This is a genomic window from Formosa sp. Hel1_31_208, assembly GCF_900104785.1.
Classification (GTDB): Bacteria; Bacteroidota; Bacteroidia; order Flavobacteriales; family Flavobacteriaceae; genus Psychroserpens.
The window spans coordinates 417,097-442,979 of the sequence record NZ_LT629733.1 but is presented as its reverse complement, the minus strand read 5'-3'; the positions used below and the strand labels follow the sequence as shown (position 1 = coordinate 442,979).

The 25,883-nt window shown below is 36.6% G+C and carries 11 protein-coding genes; 4 read left to right on the top strand and 7 right to left on the bottom strand.

The features are described 5' to 3' along the window. Positions 1-26 precede the first annotated feature (26 nt). Positions 27-5,375: a choice-of-anchor L domain-containing protein gene (locus BLT57_RS01830; RefSeq protein ID WP_091421423.1), complete on the top strand. Its 5,349-nt coding sequence runs from the start codon at positions 27-29 to the stop codon at positions 5,373-5,375. 528 nt (positions 5,376-5,903) lie between these two features. Here BLT57_RS01830 and BLT57_RS01820 read toward each other — a convergent pair. Both BLT57_RS01820 and BLT57_RS01815 read right to left on the bottom strand, forming a co-directional pair. Then, positions 5,904-7,394 carry a DUF5689 domain-containing protein gene (locus BLT57_RS01820; RefSeq protein WP_091421418.1) on the bottom strand — a complete coding sequence of 497 codons (1,491 nt, stop codon included), beginning with the start codon at positions 7,392-7,394 and terminating at the stop codon, positions 5,904-5,906. 30 nt (positions 7,395-7,424) lie between these two features. Continuing rightward, positions 7,425-10,292 carry a carboxypeptidase regulatory-like domain-containing protein gene (locus tag BLT57_RS01815; RefSeq protein ID WP_197675473.1) on the bottom strand — a complete coding sequence of 956 codons (2,868 nt, stop codon included), beginning with the start codon at positions 10,290-10,292 and terminating at the stop codon, positions 7,425-7,427. 137 nt (positions 10,293-10,429) lie between these two features. On the opposite strand from BLT57_RS01815, the gene BLT57_RS01810 reads away from it, so the two are divergent. Continuing rightward, positions 10,430-11,497: an endonuclease gene (locus BLT57_RS01810; RefSeq protein ID WP_091421416.1), complete on the top strand. Its 1,068-nt coding sequence runs from the start codon at positions 10,430-10,432 to the stop codon at positions 11,495-11,497. A 44-nt stretch (positions 11,498-11,541) separates the two neighbouring features. On the opposite strand, the gene BLT57_RS01805 is transcribed toward BLT57_RS01810, so the two are convergent. Beyond that, the gene (locus BLT57_RS01805; protein ID WP_091421415.1) at positions 11,542-11,979 is read right to left on the bottom strand and encodes a hypothetical protein; all 438 of its coding nucleotides are present in this window, start codon (positions 11,977-11,979) and stop codon (positions 11,542-11,544) included. Between the two features lie 53 nt (positions 11,980-12,032). Then, the gene (gene pbpC, locus BLT57_RS01800) at positions 12,033-14,384 is read right to left on the bottom strand and encodes a penicillin-binding protein 1C (RefSeq protein ID WP_091421414.1); all 2,352 of its coding nucleotides are present in this window, start codon (positions 14,382-14,384) and stop codon (positions 12,033-12,035) included. 89 nt (positions 14,385-14,473) lie between these two features. On the opposite strand from pbpC, the gene BLT57_RS01795 reads away from it, so the two are divergent. Beyond that, positions 14,474-16,942: a T9SS type B sorting domain-containing protein gene (locus BLT57_RS01795; protein WP_157717093.1), complete on the top strand. Its 2,469-nt coding sequence runs from the start codon at positions 14,474-14,476 to the stop codon at positions 16,940-16,942. Here the strand turns inward: BLT57_RS01795 and BLT57_RS01790 are convergent. From BLT57_RS01790 to BLT57_RS01780, 3 genes are all read right to left on the bottom strand, one after another. After that, entirely contained in the window at positions 16,939-17,265 is a 327-nt protein-coding gene (locus tag BLT57_RS01790) for an antibiotic biosynthesis monooxygenase (RefSeq protein WP_091421409.1), read from the bottom strand. The genes BLT57_RS01795 and BLT57_RS01790 overlap by 4 nt on opposite strands. Before the next feature lie 4 nt (positions 17,266-17,269). Beyond that, entirely contained in the window at positions 17,270-22,855 is a 5,586-nt protein-coding gene (locus BLT57_RS01785; RefSeq protein WP_091426607.1) for an alpha-2-macroglobulin, read from the bottom strand. Positions 22,856-23,069: 214 nt separating this feature from the next. Next, positions 23,070-24,095, bottom strand: a complete 1,026-nt coding sequence (locus BLT57_RS01780; protein ID WP_369825392.1) for an isoaspartyl peptidase/L-asparaginase family protein — start codon at positions 24,093-24,095, stop codon at positions 23,070-23,072. Between the two features lie 190 nt (positions 24,096-24,285). Here BLT57_RS01780 and BLT57_RS01775 point away from each other — a divergent pair, with 190 nt between their 5' ends. Further along, a complete protein-coding gene (locus tag BLT57_RS01775) occupies positions 24,286-25,839 on the top strand; it encodes an aldehyde dehydrogenase family protein (protein ID WP_091421405.1) in 1,554 nt (517 codons plus the stop codon). Positions 25,840-25,883: the final 44 nt, after the last annotated feature.

The window sequence follows — 25,883 nt, the reverse complement described above, 5'->3', positions numbered from 1 at the left end:
GAAAACGTTTTAAACAACCATAAAACATGAAAAAATTTATCTTAATCATAGCACTAATTCTGAGTTGTTCTTGGGTTAATGCACAAATCACTTCCTATCCATATTTAGAAGATTTTGAATCAGGCGATGGTGGCTGGTTAGCCGACAACACAAATGGTGGCACTTGGGCTTTAGGCGCTCCGGCCGCTGGTGTAATTAACAGTGCGGATTCAGGGTCAAATGCCTGGGTAACGAATTTAACAGGGAACTATAATAACAATGATGATTCTTTTGTAGTAAGTCCTGTATTTGATTTAACGAGTTTAGCAGCACCATCAATAGAGCTGAGTGTATGGTGGAATTCAGAGTTTAGTTGGGATGGGATGGTTTTACAATCCTCGATAGATTCTGGAGCTAGTTGGCAAAATGTCGGTGCATTTGGCGATCCAAACAACTGGTATACCGACAATACTATAGCAGGTAATCCAGGAGGACAACAGGAAGGTTGGACAGGACGTGCTGGTTCAGGATCTGGTGGATGGGTTGTAGCTCGTCATGCATTGACAGGATTAGCAGGCGAGTCAAATGTTATTTTAAGAGTAGCCTTTGGTTCAGATGGTTCTGTACAAGATGAAGGGGTAGCTTTTGATACCGTTTCGATATTTGATGTTACATGTCCGGAGCCAACAGGTATAACAATTAGTGGTATTACATCAACTACGGCAGATATTAGTTGGACCGCAGCAGGATCAGAGACGAATTGGGAAGTTGTAGTACAGCCATTAGGGACGGGAGTTCCGACAGGTCCAGGTGTCTCGACGACTAACAATCCATATACAGCAACAGGCTTAGCGGCAGTAACAGATTATGAGGTTTATGTACGCGCAGATTGCGGAGCTAATGGCTTTAGTAACTGGGTAGGAGCAGTAAACTTTTTATCAGCATGTGATGTATTTACACCAGATTACTTAGAGAGTTTTACAACGATAATTCCAAACTGTTGGGATGAGGCTAGTGATGGAGATGCCACGACAGGTCCTCAAGGATTAGGTGCAGGAGATTGGAATCAGGACGGATTTTTAAATAACGGTTTTGAAGGAGCTTACTCTATAAATTTATGGTTGGCAGCAAAGAGTGATTGGATTTTATCACCACAATTTGATTTAACAGGTGGACCATTTCAGGTCGACTTTGATTTTGGGATCATGCAGTTTGGTAGTAGCGACAATGCAGGAACCTTAGGTTCAGATGATACGGTACAATTATTAATAAGCACAGATAACGGAGGGACATGGACAAGTTTAGTAACCTTTGATAATACCAGTACAGTACCGGCAACAGGGACACAGGTTGTTTTTGATTTAACGGCTTATTCAGGACAGATTGTACAGTTTGGTATTTTAGGTTCAGAGGGTACAGTTGATGATCCAGAGGATAACGAGATATTTGTAGACAATTTTAGAGTACGAGCTATTCCGTCATGTCAGGAGCCAACAGGATTAACATTGGCTAATGTTACGGATACATCGGCAGATATAGGCTGGACACCAGGAGGCGCAGAGGCTTCATGGGAAGTTGCAGTACAACCACAAGGCACAGGTGTTCCAACAGGAGCAGGTCTAGCCACAACCAACAATCCATATACAGCGACACCATTAACACCAAGTACAGCCTATGAGGTATGGGTACGTGCAGATTGTGGTGTAGATGGATTAAGTAGCTGGATAGGTCCTATAAACTTTACGACCTTAAATACCCCACCACCACCACCAGTGGGAGTGACGTGTGCTTCAGGCTCATCGTCATTTATTTTCACAGAGAATTTTGATCAGGATCCACCAGCAGGATGGACAGGTACGGGATTTGATGGTAGTGATGGTAATTGGGATATAACAGCAGCAGGAGCGAACTCATTTGGTACAGGTCCAGCAAACGCTTTTGATGGCGGTGCAGGGACACACTTAGAGTATGAGGCTTCCGGGAATTCATCAACAATTGCTTCGGCTATAAGTCCAGCGATTGATTTAACAACAGCTTTAGATGGTGCAGAGCTATCCTTTTTCTTCCATGCTTTTGGAGACGATATGGGAACTTTGAATGTTGGGATATCCAATGATGTAGCAGGACCGTTTACAAATGTATTCACATGGATAGGCGATTTACAGACTTCAGATGCAGAAGCTTGGGTTCCTGTAGGGATCAACATAGATGCTTATTTAGGTCAGGTTATCTATTTAGAGTTTAGTTATGGTGGAGCAGGAACAGGATTTGAAGGAGATATGTCTATTGACTTTATCCGTGTAGAGTCTTGTGGAAACTTCTGTATACCACCAAGTGGAATTACAGTGACCAATATAACAGGAACGACAGCTGATATTGCTTGGGATGCTAACAGTGGGGAGACCTCATGGGAATATGTTGTAGTTCCGGCAGGAACAGGAGAGCCAACAGGAGCAGGAACAACAGTAGGGACACCTTCAGCGAGTATAACAGGTTTAAGTTTTGAGACTGATTATGAAGTTTGGGTACGTGCAGATTGTGGTAGTCAATTCAGTATCTGGGCAGGTCCAGTAAACTTTACCACAACGATACAGACTAATTTTGATGTAGACTGTGCTGTAGGTCCAGTAATGGGCTCGGTATGTTATGGTAATAATGATTCTGAGGTATTTACCTATACGAGTTCAGATGGTTCACCACTTAATTTAACATTTAATGCTGGAGAGATAGAGGGTGCACCTTTTGATTTCTTAGTGGTGTTTGATTCTGATGGTGTTACTGAATTATATAATGACGAAGGTAACAATGGCGATATTTCAGGGTTAACCTTCCAATCTACAGGAGATACTATTTCATTCCAAATACAATCAGACGGATCGGTAAGTTGTGCATCAGGAAGTTTCTGTTGTTCTGATGGAATTGACTATACAGTAGCTTGTGCTACATGTATCAATCCAGATGCTACCTATCAAGTCGTAGATGATTGTGCTAATGGTGATCAATTTTTAGTAGATGTTAATGTCACAAGTTTAGGCGATGCTACATCACTTACAATCTCAAATAATATCGATGCAAATACGGTTTCAGCACCAGCAGTTGGTGTTTACCAAGTTGGACCATTCCCATTTGGAGTGGATGTAATTATTACTCTAAGCAATGATCAAGATGTCAATTGTGTGATTAATAGTAGTGCAATACAATTACTTGCTTGTCCACCGGTAAATGACAATCCGTGTAGTGCAACTGTTGCAGGCGTAAATGCTGATGATAGTTGTACGATTATAACATCGGGTAGTCTATTGGAAGCAACACCGTCAGGTGTGCCAGATGGTTCTTGTGCTGGTAATCCAGATGATGATGTATGGTTCGAGTTTACAGCATTAAATGAATTTCAGATTATTCAATTTATAAATATTGATAGTACTGGCTTCTTTGAAAATTTAGATCATGCTGTTTACGAAGGAACCTGTGATGGGTTAGTAGAATTATATTGTTCTGACGCAAATGCAAGTCTTACGCCATCATTAACCGTTGGAAGCAATTATTTTATAAGAGTATTTTCCGCCGGTGGTGATGCTGTAGATTATACATTTGATTTATGTATCAGACCTGGGACGGGAAATGTATCTGTAGATCAAACAACTTATACTGTAGAAGAATTAGTTATTGATGTTTTAATTGATAGCCCTTGTGCTCAAATTAGTAATATTACTTGGACTACTGGAACAGACTTTGGCCAAGTTAATGGTATTGGTTATTTTGAAGCAGATGCTGGAAGTTTCCCTTTTGAGGACGGATTACTTTTATCTTCAGGAAATGCAGCCTTGGCAGCAGGACCTAACTTCAATGCTATGAGTGATGGAACAACGGCTTGGCCTGGTGACCCAGATCTTGCCGCAATTGCAAATGTAAACACTAACAATGCAACTATTATTGAGTTTGATTTTGTGCCACTATCAGACGAAATCAGCTTTGATTTCTTAATGGCTTCAGAAGAGTATGATATGGGGAGTTTTGAATGTAATTTCTCTGATGCTTTCGCTTTCTTACTTACAGACAGTAATAATGTCACAACTAACTTGGCAGTATTACCAGGAACGACAACACCAATATTAGTTACTAATATTCATCCAGATAATGGGTTCTGTCCAGCGATAAATGAAGAATATTTTGGAGGTTATACACCTCAAGATCTTCCTCCAATGTCATTTGATGGCAGAACGGAGGTGTTTACGGCATTTTCTCCAGTAAATATTGGTGAGACATATCGCATTAAATTAGTGATTGCAGATGCTACAGACTCGGCTCTTGATTCTGGAGTATTCTTAAAGGCTGGTAGTTTTGATATCGGAGAAGTTGAGCTAGGTGCAGATATTACTGTAGCAGCAGGAACAGCAGCATGTCTTGGAGAACAAATAATACTACAAACTCAAGCACCATCGGTGGAACACGTATGGTTTAAAGATGGGTTTGTAATTCCAGGAGAAATAACCAATTCATTAGTAGTAACTGAAGCTGGAACTTATACGACACAAATCATCTTTTCACCGTCATGTATTATTTCTGATGAAATCATAGTAGAGTTTTTACCACTACCTGAAGCAAATACACCACCAGATTTAGTTGGATGTTCAATAGGTGCGGATATTGCAGTGTTTACTTTATTTGATAATGATTTACCAATATTAGGTGAGAATCAAAGTCCTTCAGATTATACTGTAACGTATCACTTAACAGAACAAGATGCTTTTGATGGTGTTAATCCACTAGTGAGTCCATATACAAGTGTATCTGACCCACAAACCATTTTTGCTCAGGTGACCAATAATACTTCTGGCTGTATTAATACCACGAGTTTTAATTTAGTTCTTGGAACAGAACCAGAAACAACCTTTACTGATGATTTTGACTATGAGGTATGTCCTAATGCAACAGTTCCAATTATTATTGAAGCTACACCAGTCAATTACACGACTGATGAAGTCGCAATTAATTGGTATTTAGATGGCGGATTAATTGCAGGAGAAAATGGTCTTACTTTACCTGTACTACTTGCGGGTGACTATGAGATTGAAGTGATCTTTAATGATACGGGATGTTCAAGTATTACAACTCAAACAGTTATTGAACTTGAAAGTTGTATCATTCCACAAGGAATCTCACCTAATGGCGATGGTATGAATGACTTCTTTGATTTAAGTAGTTATGGTGTGACCAAGCTGGAAATATTCAATAGATATGGTACTCTCGTGTATTCTAAAACAAATTATGTTGATGAATGGTTCGGTCAAACAAACGATGGTGAGGAATTACCTGTTGGAACTTACTTCTATACCATGGAATATGAAGGAGGCAAGCGCCGAAGTGCTTGGGTTTATATCCAAAGAGCGAATTAATCAATCACCTTTTATTATAAAAAAGCCTCTAACAGAAATTGTTAGAGGCTTTTTAAATGTTATAATTAATTGGTGTTTAGTAAACTTTATAAAGTAGAATTAGAGATAATCCTATAATCCCAATGGGAAGACACCACAGCAGGATAATATTATAGTGTTGTGGTTTCGTTTTATTTATTCGTTTAGCATTTAATACCTTTCTTTTTTTGCCGCTATATTGGAGCCAGTTTTTAAAGTAAATAAAAACACTAGTCATTATAAAAAGCGACCAAGCTTTATCAGAGGATAAAGCAGATGTATGCATTCCCTTCAAGAATGCCGCAATAATAATCCCTGAAAGCAGCAATAGACTGCATTGAAGGGTCGAAATATAGAATAAGGCAATAGTATTGGCCTTGCCCTTTTTCGTAGGTTTATAATGGGTAAAAACATTGTAAAAAAAGACATCAAAAAGCGTCATAATATCCTGATTTGGAGAAAAAAAAACCACATCGTATTTAGATGTGGTTTTCTTAAATATATTAATTTTTAGTTTCCTGTGATTTCGATATTATCGACGTGGTACCTTGTTGTGATACCTGAATCAGATCCCGTATATCTAAATGCTAGTCTTACTGCCGAACCATTAATACAACTTGTATTTACAGGTCCTGCATCTTGAAATGTTCCAAAACCACCACTAGGTCCAGATGGAATAACCACATCTTGTAAAAGTGACCAATTTGAATCAGATTCAATGTCTACAAAGTTGGTAGAAACATATACAGACATAACTTCACCACCATCAAAGTTGGTTTGTACTTCAAAATTTAGAACATCTTCACTAGTACCATCAAAATCAATAGGAGGAGAGATTAACCAGGTGTCGATATCATCTTCATCTGAATTAAATCCATTACCTATGACATAGTTATTATTACTAAATTCATCAAGACCCCATGTATAACTTCCGCCACCAATGTTGATAAGTGTCCATCCAGCTGCAATTAGCTCACCGGCATCATCATAGGCCTCAAAATTTTCTGAAAAGACAGAGCTTCCTCCCATTACTGGTGTGTCATCACAATCAATATTTGCATCGAAGAAGAATTCTCCTGGATCGCATCTATTTTCGATACCACCAAAATCTATATCTTCAGGAGAGTTAATAACAATATTAAATACTTCACCAAAGAAGTCATTTGTTAATATTCCATTCAAACTTCCTTGTCCATTTGGTAATGGTAAAGATTTAAAATCAGCAAAGGTACTTGTGCTTAAGATGATTGTTCCACCATCATCACAACTTTCTAATATGCGCTCTCCATCGAACTCATCTTGTTGTTCACCAGCAAAGCTAATAGGATCACTTCCTAATACAAGATTTGCCCCAAACTGAACATTATTTATCCTTACATATACATTTTCTAGGGCAGCATCAATATTGCTTAAAGAAATTTCAGTTGGCACAATCTCTTCAACTTGAGGAGATCTAAGAATAAAATCTTGTTCTTGAGCGCTCGGGATTTTTTCTAATCCTTCAGTCTTACCTAGAGTGATAACACCATTACTTGAACCAATAAAGAGACCAGTGACTTTAACATAAACTAGTTGTCCAAATTGATACCTCACAAATAAAGGATTAACATCTATCATGACTCTAACACCAGCGCTTCCTTGATCGGCTCTGTTTTGAATTATTAATTCTTCAAACCAGTTTCCTGCTTCATCTATTGAAACCACATAACCATTTACATAGTTATTGTCGTTTTCTAAAGAGTATCTAAAACCTTCTCTTGCGTTCTCAATTGCAAAGGAGTCACCTGGGTTATTTGGATCTAAGCCTAGGTCATCAATAAAAGCTAAAAAGTCTTGTTCGTATAAGTCGATCAATTGATCAACTGAGATTACCGGAGCATCTAAAGTAGGCTCTATAACAGTCGTGTTTGGTGTGTCAAAGTCATCATCTTCAACACATGCATTAAACACTACCAATCCTAAAAGTAGTAGTATTATTTTGTTAAAATTAATTGCTTTCATATTTTGAATTTTATTTTGTTCTGTTTTTTATTAAAATCTTACGTATACATTAAGGTAATACGTGGTACCATTTCCAAAGAAATATCTTGGGCCAAAAATAGGACCGTTAGCCCTTGATTGATCTTCACTTAATCTTCTGAAATTTGACAATCGCGATTGTTCAAATCCACCTGTTCTATATTCTTGATCAAAAACATTATTGATTGTAGCAAAGAATCCAACGAAATAATCGTCTATTTTCCATGACTTACCTCCTATTATATTCACTAACATATAATCGTCAAACTGCTCTTGTTGTAAAATCCCTCTAGCTGCATCTGGATCATAATCGTTAAAAGTGTTACCATCAAAATCTGAACTAAAGTTGGAAGATCGCGCTAGATTACTCACATCGATATAGGCATTCGAAAAGAAGTTAGTTGTGACTCCAATATTCCAGAAGTCTGGATCTCTATATTCAAATCCTATTTGATAAGCACGTTCTGGGCCTCCGGCAACGTGATAATCTTGTAAATTGGTAGTGCCATCACCAAAAGTCAAAGGACCATCAAAATCTACACTGGTTAAGTATAAGTTTGGATTATTTTGGAATGTATACTGACCTATAGAAGCTGCTGCTTTTAGTTTAATGGTTGGAGTAACCTGAGCTTCGATACCTAATTCGGCACCAATATGTCGTCTTTCAATGTTGGTTAAAATTTCCTGTACGAAAGCATCTCCAGTATCAACTCCTAAACCTGCTAAATCCTCGGTAAAATAAAAACCGATATCACTTCCATCTTGGAAGCCTGCGTAAAACCCAGTTAATCTTGCTTTTACTTTAGGAGATCTAAAGATGTAACTTGCATCTACCGATTGTATTTTTTCACTTTCTAAACCTATGACTGTTGCATTGGTTTGTCGTGCATTACTAAATGAATTACGAATACCTGGTGCTTTGGTTTGATAACTAGCATTGACATCAATTAAATGGCGCCCAGTAACTTTATATGTAAAACCACCTTTTATACCATAGTTAGAGAAGTCTAACTTATCACTCTCTCCAAATGATCCGTTGTTTCCCCCTCCAGAGAAGAATCCGTTTTCGTAAAGCCCTACTCTTTGATAGGATGTTTGTGAGATTTGTGCACCGAAATAGAAATCAATCTCAGAATATTTAAACTGAGCTTGAGCAAAACCGCTTATCACATCGGCATTCATTTCATAATTATATTTATAGCGATCACCTTCTCCGACAATACGGTTAGGGTTTCTTAAATCACTTTGTGCTAAGTTTGCTGCGACTTCTTCGGTAACAGCATTATCAGGTTCGTCGGCAAAGAAATCAACGTCTAGGTACCCTGTCCCGCCGAGTAAATCTTCAACACGAGCGAAATTTTCACTTTTTAAGTTTCTATAATTGATAGCTGCATTTAATCTAATATTATCTGCTAAATCTGCATCTAAAATGGTATTAATACTTAATTGGGAGTCTTTAATTACATCTGCTTGAACAGCATATAGTGAATTGTATCCTTGAGCCCTTAAGTTAGAATTAGCTTCATAGAGGTTATTCCAATTCCATTGACCGTCATTTACAAAATTCTGTTGTGCTCCATAAGCTTGCTCGTAATCAAAGGCAGTTGGATTCTCATCTTGTAAAAAGAAGCTAGGAAGGTTTTGATAATAGGTAGGATCTGGATTTCTAGCACCACCTAAAAAGGCAACATTTCCATTTCCATCTTCATACAAACGTGTTCCACCATTATCAATTCTGGTATTTGCAATTTCTCCAAATTGATAAGCGATATTCGTATTTAATTTCACCTTAGAAGTAATATCCCAGAAGTGATTAAGCATTAAGATTGGTTCATCAATATCTCTAGTTCTAGAGTTTCTAATTTCTCCATCTTGAAGTCCCCAAAACGGATTGTATGTGTTTCCTTTAAGATTGTAAACTTCTTGTGTCACTGCGGTAGAACGACCTCTTCTATTTTGCGCATAAATACCAGTAAAGTTAATACTGTGTTTATCGTTTATACGTTTTTCAACAGCCGCAAAGAATGAGTTCGAGTCATATAATGTTCCATCAATAAAACCTTCATCTCCATAACGACGAGATGCTAAAACAGAATAAGACCAACCACCTTCTAGCTGTCCAGAGTTATAGCTAGCCATAATACGACCTGTATAACTTCTGTTGGCACTAGCATAAGATACTCGTCCGCCTCTACGATATTTTGACGCTCGCATTACAATATTGTTTGTACCAGCAAGATCACCAAAGGTATAGTCGTTAGCAGACATTCCCATTGTGAATTCTTGATTACGCTGAACATCATTTAATCCACCCCAATTTCCCCATTGTGGTCGACCATTAAATTGCTTGTTCATTTCAATACCATTGATAAGAACTTTACCATTAGCATTGTCTAAACCTCTAGGTCTAAAAAATGTAGCACTAAAATCAAACGCAGCTGCATTTAAAAAGACATCTCTTGAGGATTGAAGTAATCCAGAAATATTATCTGTTAAACCGTCATCTTCACTATTTAAATTATCATCAGAAATAGAAATAATGAATAAGTCACTTTTGTCACTATTATCATAATCGAGTGTCATACCGCTTATATCTACGGTTTGTCCTTCATTAACTACAATAGGATAGCGTTTTGTGACGTAACCTACTTTTTCAATTTTTAATACCTGTTCTCCTAAAGGAACAATGGTTTTAAATTGAAACTCACCATTAGCATCCGTTTTCACTGTTTGACCAGTTTCTTCGATGGTAATGGTTACATCAGGAATTGACTCTCCAGTGGTCCCATCTAAGACACTACCTTTTATGATAGTCTCTTGCGCAAATGATGTCATCACGAAGAAAATTCCGAATAAAAAAATAAAAAAACTTTGTTTCATGCTTAATATTAAGATTAATAGTTCGGTTGCTTTAAATTTAGAGTATTTAAAGCGCCCAAATTTACATTATTTATAATAAATACATACTTTTGGCTTGACATTTGCAAACAGCATAAAGATATCATAATATACAAAATATGAAACCATTACATTTTTCTCTAACGATACTGTGTTTCTTAATGACATTCAATAGTTTTTCACAAGAGGAAAACAAAGAAAAACGATTTAAGATTCATACGGTTGCATTCTATAATTTAGAGAATTTGTTTGATACTATCAATGATACGACTAAGCTTGATGAGCTTAGTCCAATTATGGAAATGAATGCTAACCGTGATGAAGTCTACAAAAAGAAAGTCCATAATATGGCCAGAGTAATTGCCGACATTGGAGTAGATTTAACTGGCAACTCTCCTGCTGTAATAGGTGTTTGTGAAGTGGAAAACCGTCAGGTTTTGGTAGACGTGGTAAATGACCCACTATTATTAGCCAGAGATTATGGCATCATTCATTATGAATCCCCTGATGCGAGGGGTATTGATGTCGCTTTGCTTTACCAAAAGCAGTTATTTAGACCAATTAGTCATAGTTCTCATACCGTAAAAATATATGATGATAATACGAGAAAACGCAAACATACAAGAGATCAATTATTAGTAAGTGGCGAGTTAGATGGCGATCTTATTCATGTGATTGTTAACCACTGGCCATCCAGAAGTGGAGGAGAGGCTCGGAGTCGACCTAAACGCGTCGCTGCAGCCAAAATAAGTAAGTTTCTTACCGATTCGCTGCAAGCAAAAGATCCTTATGCTAAAATTTTTATTATGGGTGATTTAAATGATGACCCTACTAACGATAGTGTAAAGAAAGTAATGAATGCGAAAAGTAACCGGGAAGATGTAGAACTTAAAGGAATTTATAATCCTTATGAAGTCATGTTTAGAGAAAAAGGATTTGGTACAACTGCTTATAGAGATGCTTGGAGTTTATTTGACCAAATTATGTTTACAGCACCGTTGATTGAGAAAGATTACTCGTCCTTTCGTTTCTACAAGGCTGGAATTTATAACAAACAATACCTTACTAATAAAAGAGGACGATGGAAAGGCTACCCTTTAAGGAGTTTTGCTGATGGTGGATTTACCGATGGATTTAGCGATCACTTTCCAGTCTATGTGTATCTTATTAAACAAGCAGAGGACTAATGACAAAATAAAAAAAAGCGCTACAAAATTTGTAGCGCTTTTTTTTATAACCATATATTCCATGGGATTTTAGCCAATACCAATATTAATGCTAGTGTATAAAATATTGCTAGCATTTTAAATTTAGGTTTAGAGGTTAATTTTTTTTTATGTTTTGAGTATCCTATAGTAATTAAGACAACCGCAATAATCATTGTAGTAGGATGTTCAATAATATTAGAACGTAACGTTTTGTCTTTCATAATGGCACCCATTCCCATGTCGCTAATAAGAGATAAATAATTTGATGCAAAAAACAGGACGACACCTATTAATAATTGTATGTGCGTGACAATCAGTGTAAAAAGTGAAATTCTAAAGTCGATAGCTTGAAAATCTTTTCCTCCAAGTAGTTTTATTAAAGCATTAACAGCTGCAATTACCAGCATGACTAACACAAGGTAAGCCCAATAAGAGTGAAGCATTTTTACAATATCATACATGTGATGTGGTTTATTAGTTATGTGAACAAAGGTAATAATTTATACTAAACCATTTATTCTGATATAGAAACCTGACGCTTCACTTCATTACCAAATTGATCAACTACAGTAATAACATGTTTCCCTTTAACAGGAACAATGGCCAATTCATGGATGTCTTTTGTCGTGCCTAAATAGGTTTTATTTAGATACCAATACACATTAGTTTTTGGCTTTGAATGTGCTATTTTTAAAATAAGTTCATTTGTATTTCCATCGAAATCTGTTGGTAGAAATATGGTGTTTTGAGTTTTAGGATAGATAAAATCCATAGTGACTTGTGTATCACCAGTGCAGTCTGATCGCAATTTAGGTAAGGACTTATAAAATGGATGTTTTGATTTATAATAATATTCTTTTAATGGCGATAATACAAACCAAGGCTTATGCTTAATGTCACTTAATTCCTCACAAGATGAGTTCACCTGGTACGTTTCGGCAGAATCTAAATGTACTAAAATATGATAGGGACAAGGTTCTGTTTTTAATCCGCTCGTTTGAATAAATGTAGCTTCAGTATTCTCGCATATTGAAGATGCACGATGTCCGCTTTCCAAACAAATATTAACTTCTTGCATTTCATCATACGGTTTCTCGAACCAATCGCTATTTGGTAATATGTCAAACACATCAAAAAGTATTGGTCCAGCAGTTTGTACTCCCACTAAACCAGGACGACCTTCTCCATCTGCATTACCTACCCAAACACCTACCACATAATCTTTAGTTGTACCAATGGCCCAAGCATCTCTAAAGCCAAAACTTGTACCTGTTTTCCATGCGATTTGCTTAGAGTCATCAAAAAACTCCCAGCTTTCATCACCTTGCGGTCTATTAACCTTTTTTAAGCTTTCATAAGTCAAATAAATTGAAGCCGCATTAAATAAAATTTTATCGCTTGAGGTTGCTCCAAAATCTACACCCTCATTGGCTATAAACGTTGGTTCAACAAATTCGTCAGTGTAATATTCACTAGAAGTTTCAGCAAAATGATTTAAAGTTGAAGATAAAGCAGCATAGCTTTTACATAAATCCCAAAGGTTACTCTCCGCCCCTCCAAGAATTAGTGATAGCCCATAGTGATTGGCATTATATTTTAAATCTTTGAGTTTTAATTGTTTTAAATATCCATGAAATCGATCTATTCCAAAATCTTGTAACATACGCACTGCAGGAACATTTAAGGAACGTGATAAAGCTCTGCTGGCAGGAACGACGCCGTCATACTCTTTATTAAAATTTTCTGGATTGTAGCTTCCAAATTGCGAAGGAATGTCTGCAACTAAAGTATTTGGTAAAAGGTCACCTGCGTCTAACATTGCGGCATATAAAAACGGTTTTAAAATACTGCCAGTACTACGAGGTTTATCAACGATATCGACGTCTTTTTGATGACTTCTAATCGTAGATGTATTTCCAACATAAGCTAAAACCTCTCTTGTATGCACATCCATAACTAAGACCGCAGCATTATGTATTTCATTTTGTTTTAAAAGGTTGTAGTGTGTATTTACAATATGGTTTACACGATTTTGAAGGTCACCCTTAATCGTTGTTTGCACGCGTTCACCCCTATGATTTTGCGCTACTTTTTGCAATAGATGTGGTGCTATTTGTGGTAAGGCATATGGTTTTTTAGGCAGCTCTTCTGCAATCGAGAGTTCATAAGTTAAGGAATCTATGATATTATGAGTTAATAATTTTTTTAATAATCTATTACGTTTTTCTAGGAGTTGTTTTTGATTTTTCCCCGGATAAATGAGACTAGGCGCATTTGGTAACACCGCTAAAGTGGCACTTTGAGCCCACGAAAGTTGATGAACATCACAATTAAAATACCGCCATGATGCAGCATCAAGACCAACGACGTTACCTCCAAAAGGCGCATTACTACTGTAATAGGCAAGTATATTGTCTTTAGATTCCCGAAATTCAAGACGAGAGGCTAAAACGAGTTCTTTTAATTTTTCAAGATAGGTTCTTGACTGGCCTTTTCTTGATAGCCGTATAACCTGTTGAGTTAAGGTACTACCTCCACGTTTTACTTTACCCGAACTGATATTATCTTTAAATGCTTTAAAAATTGAAATTGGATTAAAACCAGGATGATTGTAAAAATATTCGTCTTCAAACTGAATGATACAGGTTTTAAATTTTTCTGGAATACTATCATTGTGAGGAAAGCGCCATTGACCATCTGAAGCAATTTGCGCCCCTAATAATTCGTTGGTCTTACTGGTTATTACTGTAGCTGTTGGATCTGTAAAAAGCACGCTAGGTAAACAGAAATAATAAGCCAATACTAGTATAAAAAGCACTAGAGACTTCTTCTTATTCCGCTTGATATATCTTAATAACCTATACATGAACTGCACAAAATGATTTTCTTAACATGTTTAGATATTTTTTATAATAAATATAGGAATTGCTGATAACAATCTCTTTATATTTAAACGTGAAAAAGAGCTTTTTTAATCTTAATATAATCATAATTTTTAGTGTTTTATTTTCTTCGGAAGCAATGCACGCACAGTTAGGTTTTTGTCAAGGAAATTCTGGGGATCCAATCTTCCTAGAAAATTTTGGAACAGGACTTAATGATACACCCTTACCCGCTGGAACAACTTCATATACCTATGCAAATGGAGCAGAACCAGGAGACGGTTTGTATACTGTTTCGAGCAATACCAATTATTTTGATTGGTTTGATATTGAAGATCACACTGCTAACGATGTTAATGGAAGAATGCTTGTTGTCAACTCTAGTTTTTCGGCTGGGGAGTTTTATAGAACAACAATCGTTGGTTTGTGCGAAAACACATCTTATGAGTTTTCATCGTGGATTGTGAATTTAACTCCATCTGGAGGATTTTGTGGAGCAGGAGCTATTCCTGTCAATGTGAGATTTGAAATATGGGATAGCACAGATACCAACTTATTAGCCTCAGGTAATACGGGAAATATAGGTAGTTCAAGCACACCAAATTGGCAACAATATGCTTTAGTATTTCAAACTATTCCAAGTCAGACGTCTGTCATTTTAAAAATGATTAATAACGGTTCTGGTGGCTGTGGAAATGATTTAGCTATTGATGATATTGTTTTTAAAAGTTGTGGTGATTTCATAGATGTTACCGATAATTCGGGTAACGATAGTATTAGCTTGTGTAGCAGTGAAACACCGTTTTCTACGTCTTTAACAGCAACTCCTGACAATACCGTATTTAGTAATCATTTCTATCAATGGCAAGAAAGCCCTGATAGTATTACATGGACTGATATTCCAGGAGCGACCAATGAATTGATTAATATAACTGGAATTACATCTACCACGTTTTACAGGGCGAAAGTGGCAGAATTTGCTGCAAATTTAAATAACTTAGATTGTATTACGTTTTCAGATACCTTTCTTATAAATGTCGTTCAAGCACCTAATGAACCTAGTACAGAATGTTGGGAAACAGCAACCTTAAATCCAGCGACATGTCAATGGGAAATTACGGGAACGCAACCTGCTGAACCCACAGGGTTAGAGTGTTGGGAATCAACAATGTTTAATAATACAACTTGCAGCTGGGAAGTCACAGGATCCCAGCCAGCTGAGCCCACTGGACTAGAATGTTGGGAAACTACAGCATTTGATAATACGACCTGTAGCTGGATCATTACAGGCAACCAACCTACACCACCTTCGATTGAATGTTGGGAGACAACCACATTCAATAACAACACTTGTAGTTGGGAGGTCACAGGTACACAGCCAGCTGAGCCAACAGGATTAGAATGTTGGGAGACGACGGTTTTTAATGATACAACATGTTTATGGGAAATTACCGGTACACAACCAACACCGCCAACATTAGAATGTTGGGAGACCACTACATTTAATAACAACACTTGTAGTTGGGAGGTCACAGGTACACAGCCATCTGAGCCAACAGGATTAGAATGTTGGGAACTGACAAGTTTTAATAATGCTACTTGTAGCTGGGAAATTTCTGGATCACAACCTGACCCTCCAGCCGATTTGGAATGTTGGGAATCAACTAGCTTTGATATTGTAACATGTACTTGGATTATTACTGGAACCCAACCCACAGAGCCTACAAATTTAGAGTGTTGGCAAAGCACAACTTTTAATGATACGAATTGTAGTTGGGACGTTTCGGGAACTGAACCTGTAGAACCAATCGATTTGGAATGTTGGCAAACAACTTCATTCAACGAAGACACTTGTAGTTGGGAAATTTTAGGCACTCAACCTATAGATTTTTTTGAAGAATTTGCTACACTGTGTGAAGACGAAACACTTGTATTGCAGGCAGATACTACAATAATAAATCCGACTTATCTTTGGAATACAGGTGAGACAACCTCAGATATAACTGTTGATACCTCAGGATTATTTATTGTTACTGTTACAGATGGTTGTTTGACTACAGAGATCACGTACAATGTTGTTGTAATTGAAACTCCGAATATATCCGATATACAATCTGATGGAAATGATATTATCGTATTTACGTCTAATATCGGAGAATTTCTATATTCAATAGATGGGGTAAATTTTCAAACTAGTAATACATTTTACGACGTTGTTGGGGGGAAGTATACCATTTATGTGACAACGGCAGATTGTGATGAGATTGTTGAAATGGAGTTCATTCATTTTTATATTCCTAAGTTTTTTACCCCTAATGGAGATGTTTATAATAATACGTTTTTGTTAAATGGGATAGAGTGTTTTTCTTCTACTGAAGTTTATATTTTCGATCGTTATGGAAAACTTTTATTTTCTGCAAAAAACAAAACAGTAGCTTGGGATGGCACATTTAATAATAATCCGTTACCAACTGCTGATTATTGGTATCTTATAATTATTGAAGGTCAAGAATTTAAAGGGCATTTCACATTAAAACGTTAATGTAACGATGAATTATTTTCTTTAAAAAACTCATAGTCATGCTCAACTTTACAAATTCTCACTTTATACCAAGTGTACCAATCTTTGCGACCTTTATGCTGAGCAAATAAATGATCAGTTTCGTGTTTCCAGTTTTTTATAGCGTCTAAATTTTCCCAATAACTTACGGTTATTCCAATGTCATTTCTAGCACTTTCAAGACCTAAAAAACCGTCTTGTCGCTTCGCTAATACTTCCATTTGTATAGCCATTTCTGCATAACCATTTGTGTTCTCAGAGTAGGTTGAGGTGAAGATAACAGCATAATAGTCAGTATTTGTCATAGTTTTATTTTTTAACGTCTATCCAACGACCTTTATTTCTTACAAAGAAATCATTATCATACATTGCTTCCACTTGTGTTCCTGGTAAATAATACTTTCCTAAATATGCGGCATTTAACATAACGGTAAAAATCTTGGTTCCGTTCTTACCTTTTTGAGGTAAATCGAAGTAAAAATTGACCCGATCATCTCTAATATCTGTATATCTTGCAGAGCTCGTTGTAGTATCTCCAAAATCTGTAAAACGTGTATTCACAATTTCCCATCCTGATGGAAATATTTGAGTTAAAGCAACATCATGTAAGTATTGACTCTTTAAATTACTAACACTTATTCTAGCAACAATGTCTTGCCCCTGTTGTAAATTAGATGCATCTAATCGATTGCCATTAAGGTCTTGATAGATTACAGACACACTCAAGCCACGTTGCTCTGAAAGTTCCTCTCCAAGGGGCAATTTCCCCGAGTTTAGAACTCTTACATAAACGAGACTGTTAGCTGTGTTTTCCAATTTTAAAATATTTTTTCCATTTTTAACCATGAGTTCACGCTGAGCTATAGTGTTTTTAGTGTCTATTGATTCTGATTGATTATCTAAAGTAAAATTGAAATTCATGTCTTTTCCGCCGTTAGTTTCCACGAGTTTTGCCATAGCTAATAAGCTATAAGCTGTGGTTTGAGTGCTCATCCAATGTTCACTGGATAGCTCTTTGGCTAATTCTTCAGCAAGATCACGTGCTTTAGTATTTTTTGTAATAATCATAGTTTCCAAAGCCATGGCTCTATTTCTGTTTATCGAGCCGTAGGTATAATAGTTGTTATCCGAGGGTCTAAAATCGATATTTGCCATTCGTGATAATTGTTCACTAGCTTCCTTTTGTCCAGCTAATGCATATGCAGCTGCTAGTCGCCATTTGGCTTCATTTGAAATCTCACTAAATTCTCTTAGCCTGTTCATTGAAGACAAATCAGGACTTCCAGCTAATGCCAAAGTATATAGACGGTAGGCTTGTGCCAAATCGGAATTGGAACGTCTGTAACTAGGTCTCCAATCACGCGCGGCTTGTTTTTGATAGCTGAGCCAATTATTTTTAAAGGTCAATGGTAATACAAAGCCTTTTTTTTCTGCTTCAATTAAAAAGTGTCCGGCATAACTTGTACCCCAATCATTCGCCGTGTTTTCTCCAATCCAATAACTCATTCCGCCATTAGGGCGTTGGAAATTACCAAGACGTTTGATACCGTTTTCGATGTTAGATTGTATTTGTTGTTGTTTCTCATATTTTAAGTCGAAAATATCACTCAAGTATAACTGCGGAAATACGCTAGACGTGGTTTGTTCAACACAACCATGAGGATATTGAATAAGGTACTCCATTCGTTTTGAGAAATTCATTGGCGGAAGCGCTGAAAATTCAACTATAGCAGAATTCGTTCCTGCAACACCAAAAGTTGAAAACTCTAAGGTTTGACTACCCTTGGCTTCAAGCCTAGTGCTTTCATAAATAGAAGTGATTGGATTTGGATTAACAACATCTAGTGCTACTTTATAAGTTGATTTTTCGCCGTTACCAGTGGCAATAACTTCTACAGTATTGAGTCCTTTGGCTTTACTAACATCCAATTGAAAGTAAGCCATTTGCTCATCAGGTTTATCAAAACTTAACTGTTGTGTATTTGATCCTACAACTGAAATCCCATCACTTAATTTTAAACTTAAATTGACAGTTTTTACTTTAGATTCCATAGCAAATACTGTAACTGGGAGAGTGACCTTTTCCCCAGGACTTAGCTTTCTTGGCAGTGTAGCGAGCACCATTAATGGTTTTTTTACTTCAACAGATTTATCAATACTACCATAAGCTTCGGTTTTGTGATTGCCAGCAATGACCATAGTGCGAACGGCTCCAATATAATTTGGCATTTTAATTTTATGAGACTGCTCCTCGCCTGCGTTTAGTTTAAAAGGACCTAAGTAAGTCACGACAGGTTTAAAACGATTAGCTTTTTTATTCTTTCCTTTTGCAGCGCTTCCGTCACCACCAATGGCAAATACTTGATCTATGCTTCCAGAATAGGCTCCAATGACATCGTCATAAACATCCCAGGTTTTAACACCTAAAGCTTCGCGTGCATAGAACACTTTCCATGCATTAGGTGTTTTAAATCTTGTAAGATCTAATAACCCTTCTTCTACCATAGCAATGGTATAGGTCATGGCTTTATCATTCTTTTCTGAAACTAACACTTCAAATTCCTGTTCAGGTCTTAGCTTATCTGCCATACGCAATTCTGGTTCTAGAATGGTTTTAGGGTCTTCGACAAGAATTGGAATTACACCATATAATCGAATTGGTAAGTCATTGGTCGTGATAGCATGAGGTTGGAGTAAAGAGATGTTTACAAATACATTTGGTGCCATTTCCGAAGTAATAGGAATATCAATAGTAGTTTCCCCTTTGGTCGTTTTTACCCACTTATAGTCTATAACATCAGACCCATTTTCAATACTAACTAAGGCGCGACCTTCTTTGCCAGAAGGGAATTTTATTTTAGCAGTTTCTCCAACCGAATAGTTGTTTTTATCGGCAGCAAACACCAACATTTTTGCCGCTTCTTTGTCATTTCCAGTTGACATACCAGACCAATTTCTATAGAAATATGCAGTACGGCCTGTGGCATGACCACTAACAGGATCATAAATTCTAATGAGATAGCGACCACGTTCTCCCTCGGGAATTTTTATTGTAAAGCTCGTTTTTCCATCAGCTCCTGTAGATGCTTTTTGATCTAATATGGGTCTGTGATAACTACTAGAGACATAACTAGATAGATTGTCATAAGAAGAATTCCACCACCAACGCCATTCTACTTTGTATACCTTAATTTCGAGATTATCCCGTTTTATCGGTTTTCCGTTTTTATCAACAACAGCTATATCAAAAGTTTGATTGGTGTCAGTGAAATAAGAACCATAATAATTGCCTTGTGGTGAGCGCAAACCAACATAAGATTCAAAAGGGGAATAAGTTGTTGTAAATGCATCTAATGAAAAGTCACCACCATTTTCAAAAGCACGTACTAAAAATTGAGCCCTCAACATTCCAGGGGCATTGGTGCCAATATTTAAAGTTGTATTAATTTTAGTTATACCATTAGCATCAAGATTGCCTTCAAACACATTGAGTTCTTCGGTATTAAATTGACCGACAGGATCATTAAACACATAGCCTTTATAGTTTTTAAAGCTGGTATTTGCAGTCGTGAATTTAGCTTTGACTTCGGCTTTTATATTTTTTGCCGGTGCACCATGTAACCATTTGACATCTAATGTGCCATTAATAGGCTCTGAATTTGATAATACCTCATTTTCAAAATCAATTTTGATTTTAAGACGGTTTGGTTTAACGGTTTCAACTTTCAAAGATTTGTAAAATTGAGCACCACCAACAGAGACCTTAGCGTTATAATTTCCAGTTTTTCCTTCGGAAGTTGTTGGGACAATAAATTTATAGAAGTTATTGATATTATCAGAAGACACCTGTTTGTAGATGAGCTTGCCATTAGGGTCTGTCACTTCAAGTTTTACAGGATGCCCTTCAGGAAGTTCATTCGCTTTGTCGTTTATTATAAAGGTTAAAAAAAGGGAGTCACCAGGTCGCCAAACACCCCGTTCTCCGTAGATATAGCCTTTAAGTCCTCGTAGTAATTTGTTTCCGGAGACGTCAAATTTACTCAGTGATAGTGAATTTCCGTCGGTAAGTCGCAAGTAACTTGTATTGATTCCTTTACTGACAATTGCGAAGGCTGCATATTTATTTGCCTCATAGGTAGCTAAACCTTCACTATTTGTAGAGACAGTGCCTATTTCTTGCTGCTGAAAGTTATAAAGTTTAATAGCTGCATTAGCTTCTGGTTCGGTGTTTAAAATATTCGTAACAGCAAAATAATAGCGGTTATTCGTTCCTTGTTTTACAATGACACCTAGATTTGATGCTAATAGGTTTTGAGAGATAACTTTACTTTCATTATAGTAAGCATCATGACATGGATTGTCACGTTGTCTCCAATTATAGGCGTAGTTTCTGTAATTGTAAGCACGATTATCCCAGTAATCTTCTTCGCGTTGTTCTTCGTCTTCAGATAAATTTTCAGTGTAATCCTCTTCATAATAGTAATCCTCTTCATAATAATAGTCGTCATATTCGTCGTCCTCATCTACTGAACTATTTGTATTTGCAGAACAATCAAATAAGGAATAGTTTTTATTAAAGCTCAATTCAATCCGATAAATTGCACCTGCATCTGCCTTGAATAATTTAGATAAATCTAGGCTGTATGCTTTCCATTTTCCTGAGTTTTCTGCTGCAGTTTGCAATGCGATGGTTTGTTTTGCAATACGACGTCCCACACGTTTTATTTCATTTTGATTGTTACTGTGCATTGGGTTGTCTTGAAGAAATTGCAAAATGTTATCTTCAAAAATTTTGATGATACGAACGTCTACAGCTCTTAAATTAACAGCTTCAAAATTGAATTTGAGTTCGTTTGAATTTGGTAATATAGTGCCATTACTAATCATTCTAACTTGAGGTTTTATCTCTTCAAATGAAATAGCTTCTGAAAATGGTTGTTTGAGTTTAAAACCATCAGAGTTTGAAATACCTTGAAAAACGTCAACTTGAATATTACCAACGAGCTTTGAGTCTGGATATACTTTTAGCACGTTTCCTATAACACTGAATTTAGGGTTTTTCACATTTTGAATAGTAACAAGACCATCAAAGTTTTGGTCCGGTTTGATGGGGTCTGAGAAGTTAATATATAAAAACTGTTCAGGTGTTTTGTAGGCTTCAACATTAACTATGGTAAAGTTATTGATACCAGGAATAGACACAGTGTTTTCTCCTGTGTTATCCGAATTTATGGGTTTTCCATCCCATTGGACCACTATTTTTGAATCTTCAACTAATCGATTAATGCTATCTATTTTAAACTCGAAATACTTTGCATGGGCATTTAGTTCATTAAACTGTAGCTTTAATTTTTTACCGTTTTGAGTTACGACCACCAATTTTTTGGCATCCTCTACCGATATAATATCGGCAGATTTTATCACTGCTTCCAAGTATTGCCATTGTTTGCTATAAGATTGTAAATCATTTGTACTGATACTAAAATTGGGAGTGATTGTCTTGAATTGAAACACATAGTCTTTGTAATCTTTAGGCATGTCATTATAAATCTTGTCCAATTTTATCAGTACCGTATACTCCGTAGCAGGTTCGAGATATTCATCGGGAGTAAATATTAGAGTATGTTTATTCGTTGCCTTGAGTATCCCTTCAACATGAGGTGATATTTTGATAAATTCATCGGAAATATCTTGACCCATTTCCCATTCTTCAACTTCTTGTGCTAGGTTAATGGTAATGGTATTGGTCACCGATTGTAATCCAGATGATGTATAACTGATATAATCTCGATATTTAAAAAGGTTATCAGTATCTTGAGTAATAGTGTCTTTCTTCTTACAGGAAAATACGATAATGAGTGACAATAGAAGTACAGAAAGCTGTTTTAGTTTCATGGCTTTGAAGTTATTTATTGGTTTGTCTATAAAAGTTAAACTACCAATTTGATAATTGAATACCATAAAAATATAGAAATCAAGAGACTTTTATGTTCATGATGTGTTATGTGTTATTGATAAAATAGAATTCGTTAAGAATTGATAAGAATTCGTATTCAGTTACCTTGATTGCTATTTATACTTTTTATGTCTCAAGGGCCTTCGACCTGATTTATTCTTTATAAATACCAATTTTTAACTCACCCTTATCATTCATGGTAGCTCTGTACATTCCAGCGGTATTGAATTCGGCAACCATATTACCATTTTTATCCACCGCTACGATTCCACCGTCACCACCAAGATTAGGAACTTTATTTTGAATGACTTCGTGAGCAGCTTCTTTTAATGTCATTCCTTTGTATTGCATTAATGCCGAAATATCATGAGCAACCATAGCTCGAATAAAATATTCACCCCAACCTGTGCTGGACACGGCACATGAATTGTTATTGGCATAAGTGCCTGCGCCAATAATAGGGGCATCTCCCACACGTCCATAACGTTTGTTAGTCATTCCACCTGTTGACGTTCCAGCTGCAAGATTACCATTTTTATCCAAAGCAGCACAGCCTACAGTTCCAAATTTTGAATCTTTGATATCTGCATCATAAAAATTTAAAGAAGCAGATTCTGTATCTATTTCTTTTTTTTCTTGCGCTTCTTTTTCTTTAACTCGTTTGAGGGATTCTAATCGCCTTTCTGTGTAAAAATAACTTGGATCTACGATAATCAATCCTTGTTCCTCGGCATAAGTCTCTGCTCCAGAACCAGCCATCATAACATGAGGTGACTTTTCCATGATTATTCGAGCCAAATTTATTGGATTTCTAACGTTGGTAGTGCCAGCAGAAGCTCCAGCGTTTAATGTTTTGCCATCCATAATGGATGCATCTAACTCGTTAGTTTCTGCATTAGTAAAGACCGCACCTTTTCCAGCATTAAACAAAGGCGAATCTTCCATCACGTTAATTGTTTTTTGTACTGCATCAAGGCTGCTACCGCCATTTTTCAGAATCTCATAGCCTACGGTAATGGCTTCTTCCAGCTTAGCTGTATATGCAGCTTCACGCTCTGGTGTCATGTTCTTTTTTAGGATGGTACCTGCGCCTCCATGAATGATAATTGCGAATTCAGCTTTTGGTTTATTAGCCTTTCCTGAAGGGCTTGCTGTAGAATTTTCAGCTGCTGTTTCCATATTTTTGCCTTTATCCACACAGCTAAAACATATAAAAAAAACAAAAAAGTAAAGGATAGATTGTCTCATGGTTATATCAAATTTATAAGTGCTTTAAAGTTACAGTATTAAACAAAATGCTTCAAGTAAAAATGACTTTTTATTAGTAACTTCGTGTCAAAATCTAATAAATCATAAAAAACATACAAATATGGAAGCTATTGCTACCGATTTCGGAATAAAAGACGCCTTGAAGCAATTAGGTGTTAGTGATGTTAATGAAGGATCTTCTTCGGGATCTAACAATTTTTCTAACGGAGAAATTATCGAATCGTACTCTCCTGTTGATGGACAATTAATAGGAAAAGTAAAAAGTACAACAAGAGCAGATTACGATAAAGTAATGGACGCTGCAACAAGTGCGTTTAAAGCTTGGAGAGACGTGCCTGCGCCACAAAGAGGAGAAATCGTTCGTCAATTTGGTAATAAATTAAGAGATTTGAAAGAACCACTAGGTAAGCTAGTATCGTACGAAATGGGGAAATCATTACAGGAAGGTTATGGTGAAGTTCAAGAAATGATTGATATCTGTGATTTTGCAGTTGGGCTATCAAGACAATTAAATGGACAAACAATTCCTTCTGAGCGTCCAGGACATGTCATGAGAGAACAATGGCATCCAATTGGTGTTGTTGGGATTATCTCTGCATTTAATTTTCCTGTTGCTGTATGGGCTTGGAATACAGCTTTAGCTTGGATATGCGGTGATGTATGCGTTTGGAAAGCCTCTGAAAAAGCTCCATTATGCTCTATAGCTTGTCAAAACATTATTGCGACAATTTTAAAAGATAATAACTTGCCAGAAGGTATTTCTTGCATTATAAATGGAGATTATAGAGTTGGTCAAATGATGACAACTGATTCTAGAATCCCGTTAGTTTCTGCAACAGGTTCTACAAGAATGGGACGAATTGTTGGCGCAACTGTGGCTGAACGTTTTGGTAAATCTTTACTAGAATTAGGAGGTAATAATGCCATTATTATTACACCTACTGCCGATTTAAAAGTGGTGGTACCAGGGGCTGTATTTGGCGCTGTAGGAACTTGCGGACAACGCTGTACGTCTACACGACGATTAATTATTCACGAATCTGTTTATGATAAAGTAAGAGACGCGATTGTTGGTGCATACGGCCAAATTAAAATTGGTAATCCTTTAGACGAAACTAAACATGTTGGTCCTTTAATAGATAAAGATGCCGTAAATACGTACTTAGCTGCAATTGAAAAAGCTAAAGCTGAAGGCGGAAATGTATTAGTCGAAGGAGGCGTTCTAGAAGGTGAAGGTTTTGAAAGTGGATGTTATGTTAAGCCAGCAATTATTGAAGCTGAAAATCACTTTGAAATTGTACAGCATGAAACATTTGCTCCAATTTTATATTTAATGAAATATTCTGGAGAGGTAGAAAATGCCATTGAAAAACAAAATGGAGTTGCTCAAGGTTTATCGTCTGCGATTATGACCAATGAAATGAAAGAAGCAGAGAAATTTTTGTCTTATGCAGGATCAGATTGTGGAATTGCTAATGTAAATATCGGAACATCTGGTGCTGAAATCGGTGGCGCTTTTGGAGGAGAGAAAGAAACTGGTGGAGGACGAGAGTCTGGATCAGATGCTTGGAAAATTTATATGCGCCGACAAACAAATACGGTGAATTATTCTGATGAACTTCCTTTAGCTCAAGGAATTAAATTCGATTTATAACCAAGGGTTTAAAACATATAATTGATAAAAACCGTTTCATATCT

Coding starts and splice junctions, on each gene's coding strand:
- BLT57_RS01820 (WP_091421418.1), bottom strand. CDS start 7,394: ATGAAAGCAATTAATTTTAACAAAATAATACTACTACTTTTAGGATTG.
- BLT57_RS01815 (WP_197675473.1), bottom strand. CDS start 10,292: ATGAAACAAAGTTTTTTTATTTTTTTATTCGGAATTTTCTTCGTGATG.
- BLT57_RS01790 (WP_091421409.1), bottom strand. CDS start 17,265: ATGACAAATACTGACTATTATGCTGTTATCTTCACCTCAACCTACTCT.
- pbpC (WP_091421414.1), bottom strand. CDS start 14,384: ATGTATAGGTTATTAAGATATATCAAGCGGAATAAGAAGAAGTCTCTA.
- BLT57_RS01810 (WP_091421416.1), top strand. CDS start 10,430: ATGAAACCATTACATTTTTCTCTAACGATACTGTGTTTCTTAATGACA.
- BLT57_RS01785 (WP_091426607.1), bottom strand. CDS start 22,855: ATGAAACTAAAACAGCTTTCTGTACTTCTATTGTCACTCATTATCGTA.
- BLT57_RS01805 (WP_091421415.1), bottom strand. CDS start 11,979: ATGTATGATATTGTAAAAATGCTTCACTCTTATTGGGCTTACCTTGTG.
- BLT57_RS01780 (WP_369825392.1), bottom strand. CDS start 24,095: ATGGAAACAGCAGCTGAAAATTCTACAGCAAGCCCTTCAGGAAAGGCT.
- BLT57_RS01775 (WP_091421405.1), top strand. CDS start 24,286: ATGGAAGCTATTGCTACCGATTTCGGAATAAAAGACGCCTTGAAGCAA.
- BLT57_RS01830 (WP_091421423.1), top strand. CDS start 27: ATGAAAAAATTTATCTTAATCATAGCACTAATTCTGAGTTGTTCTTGG.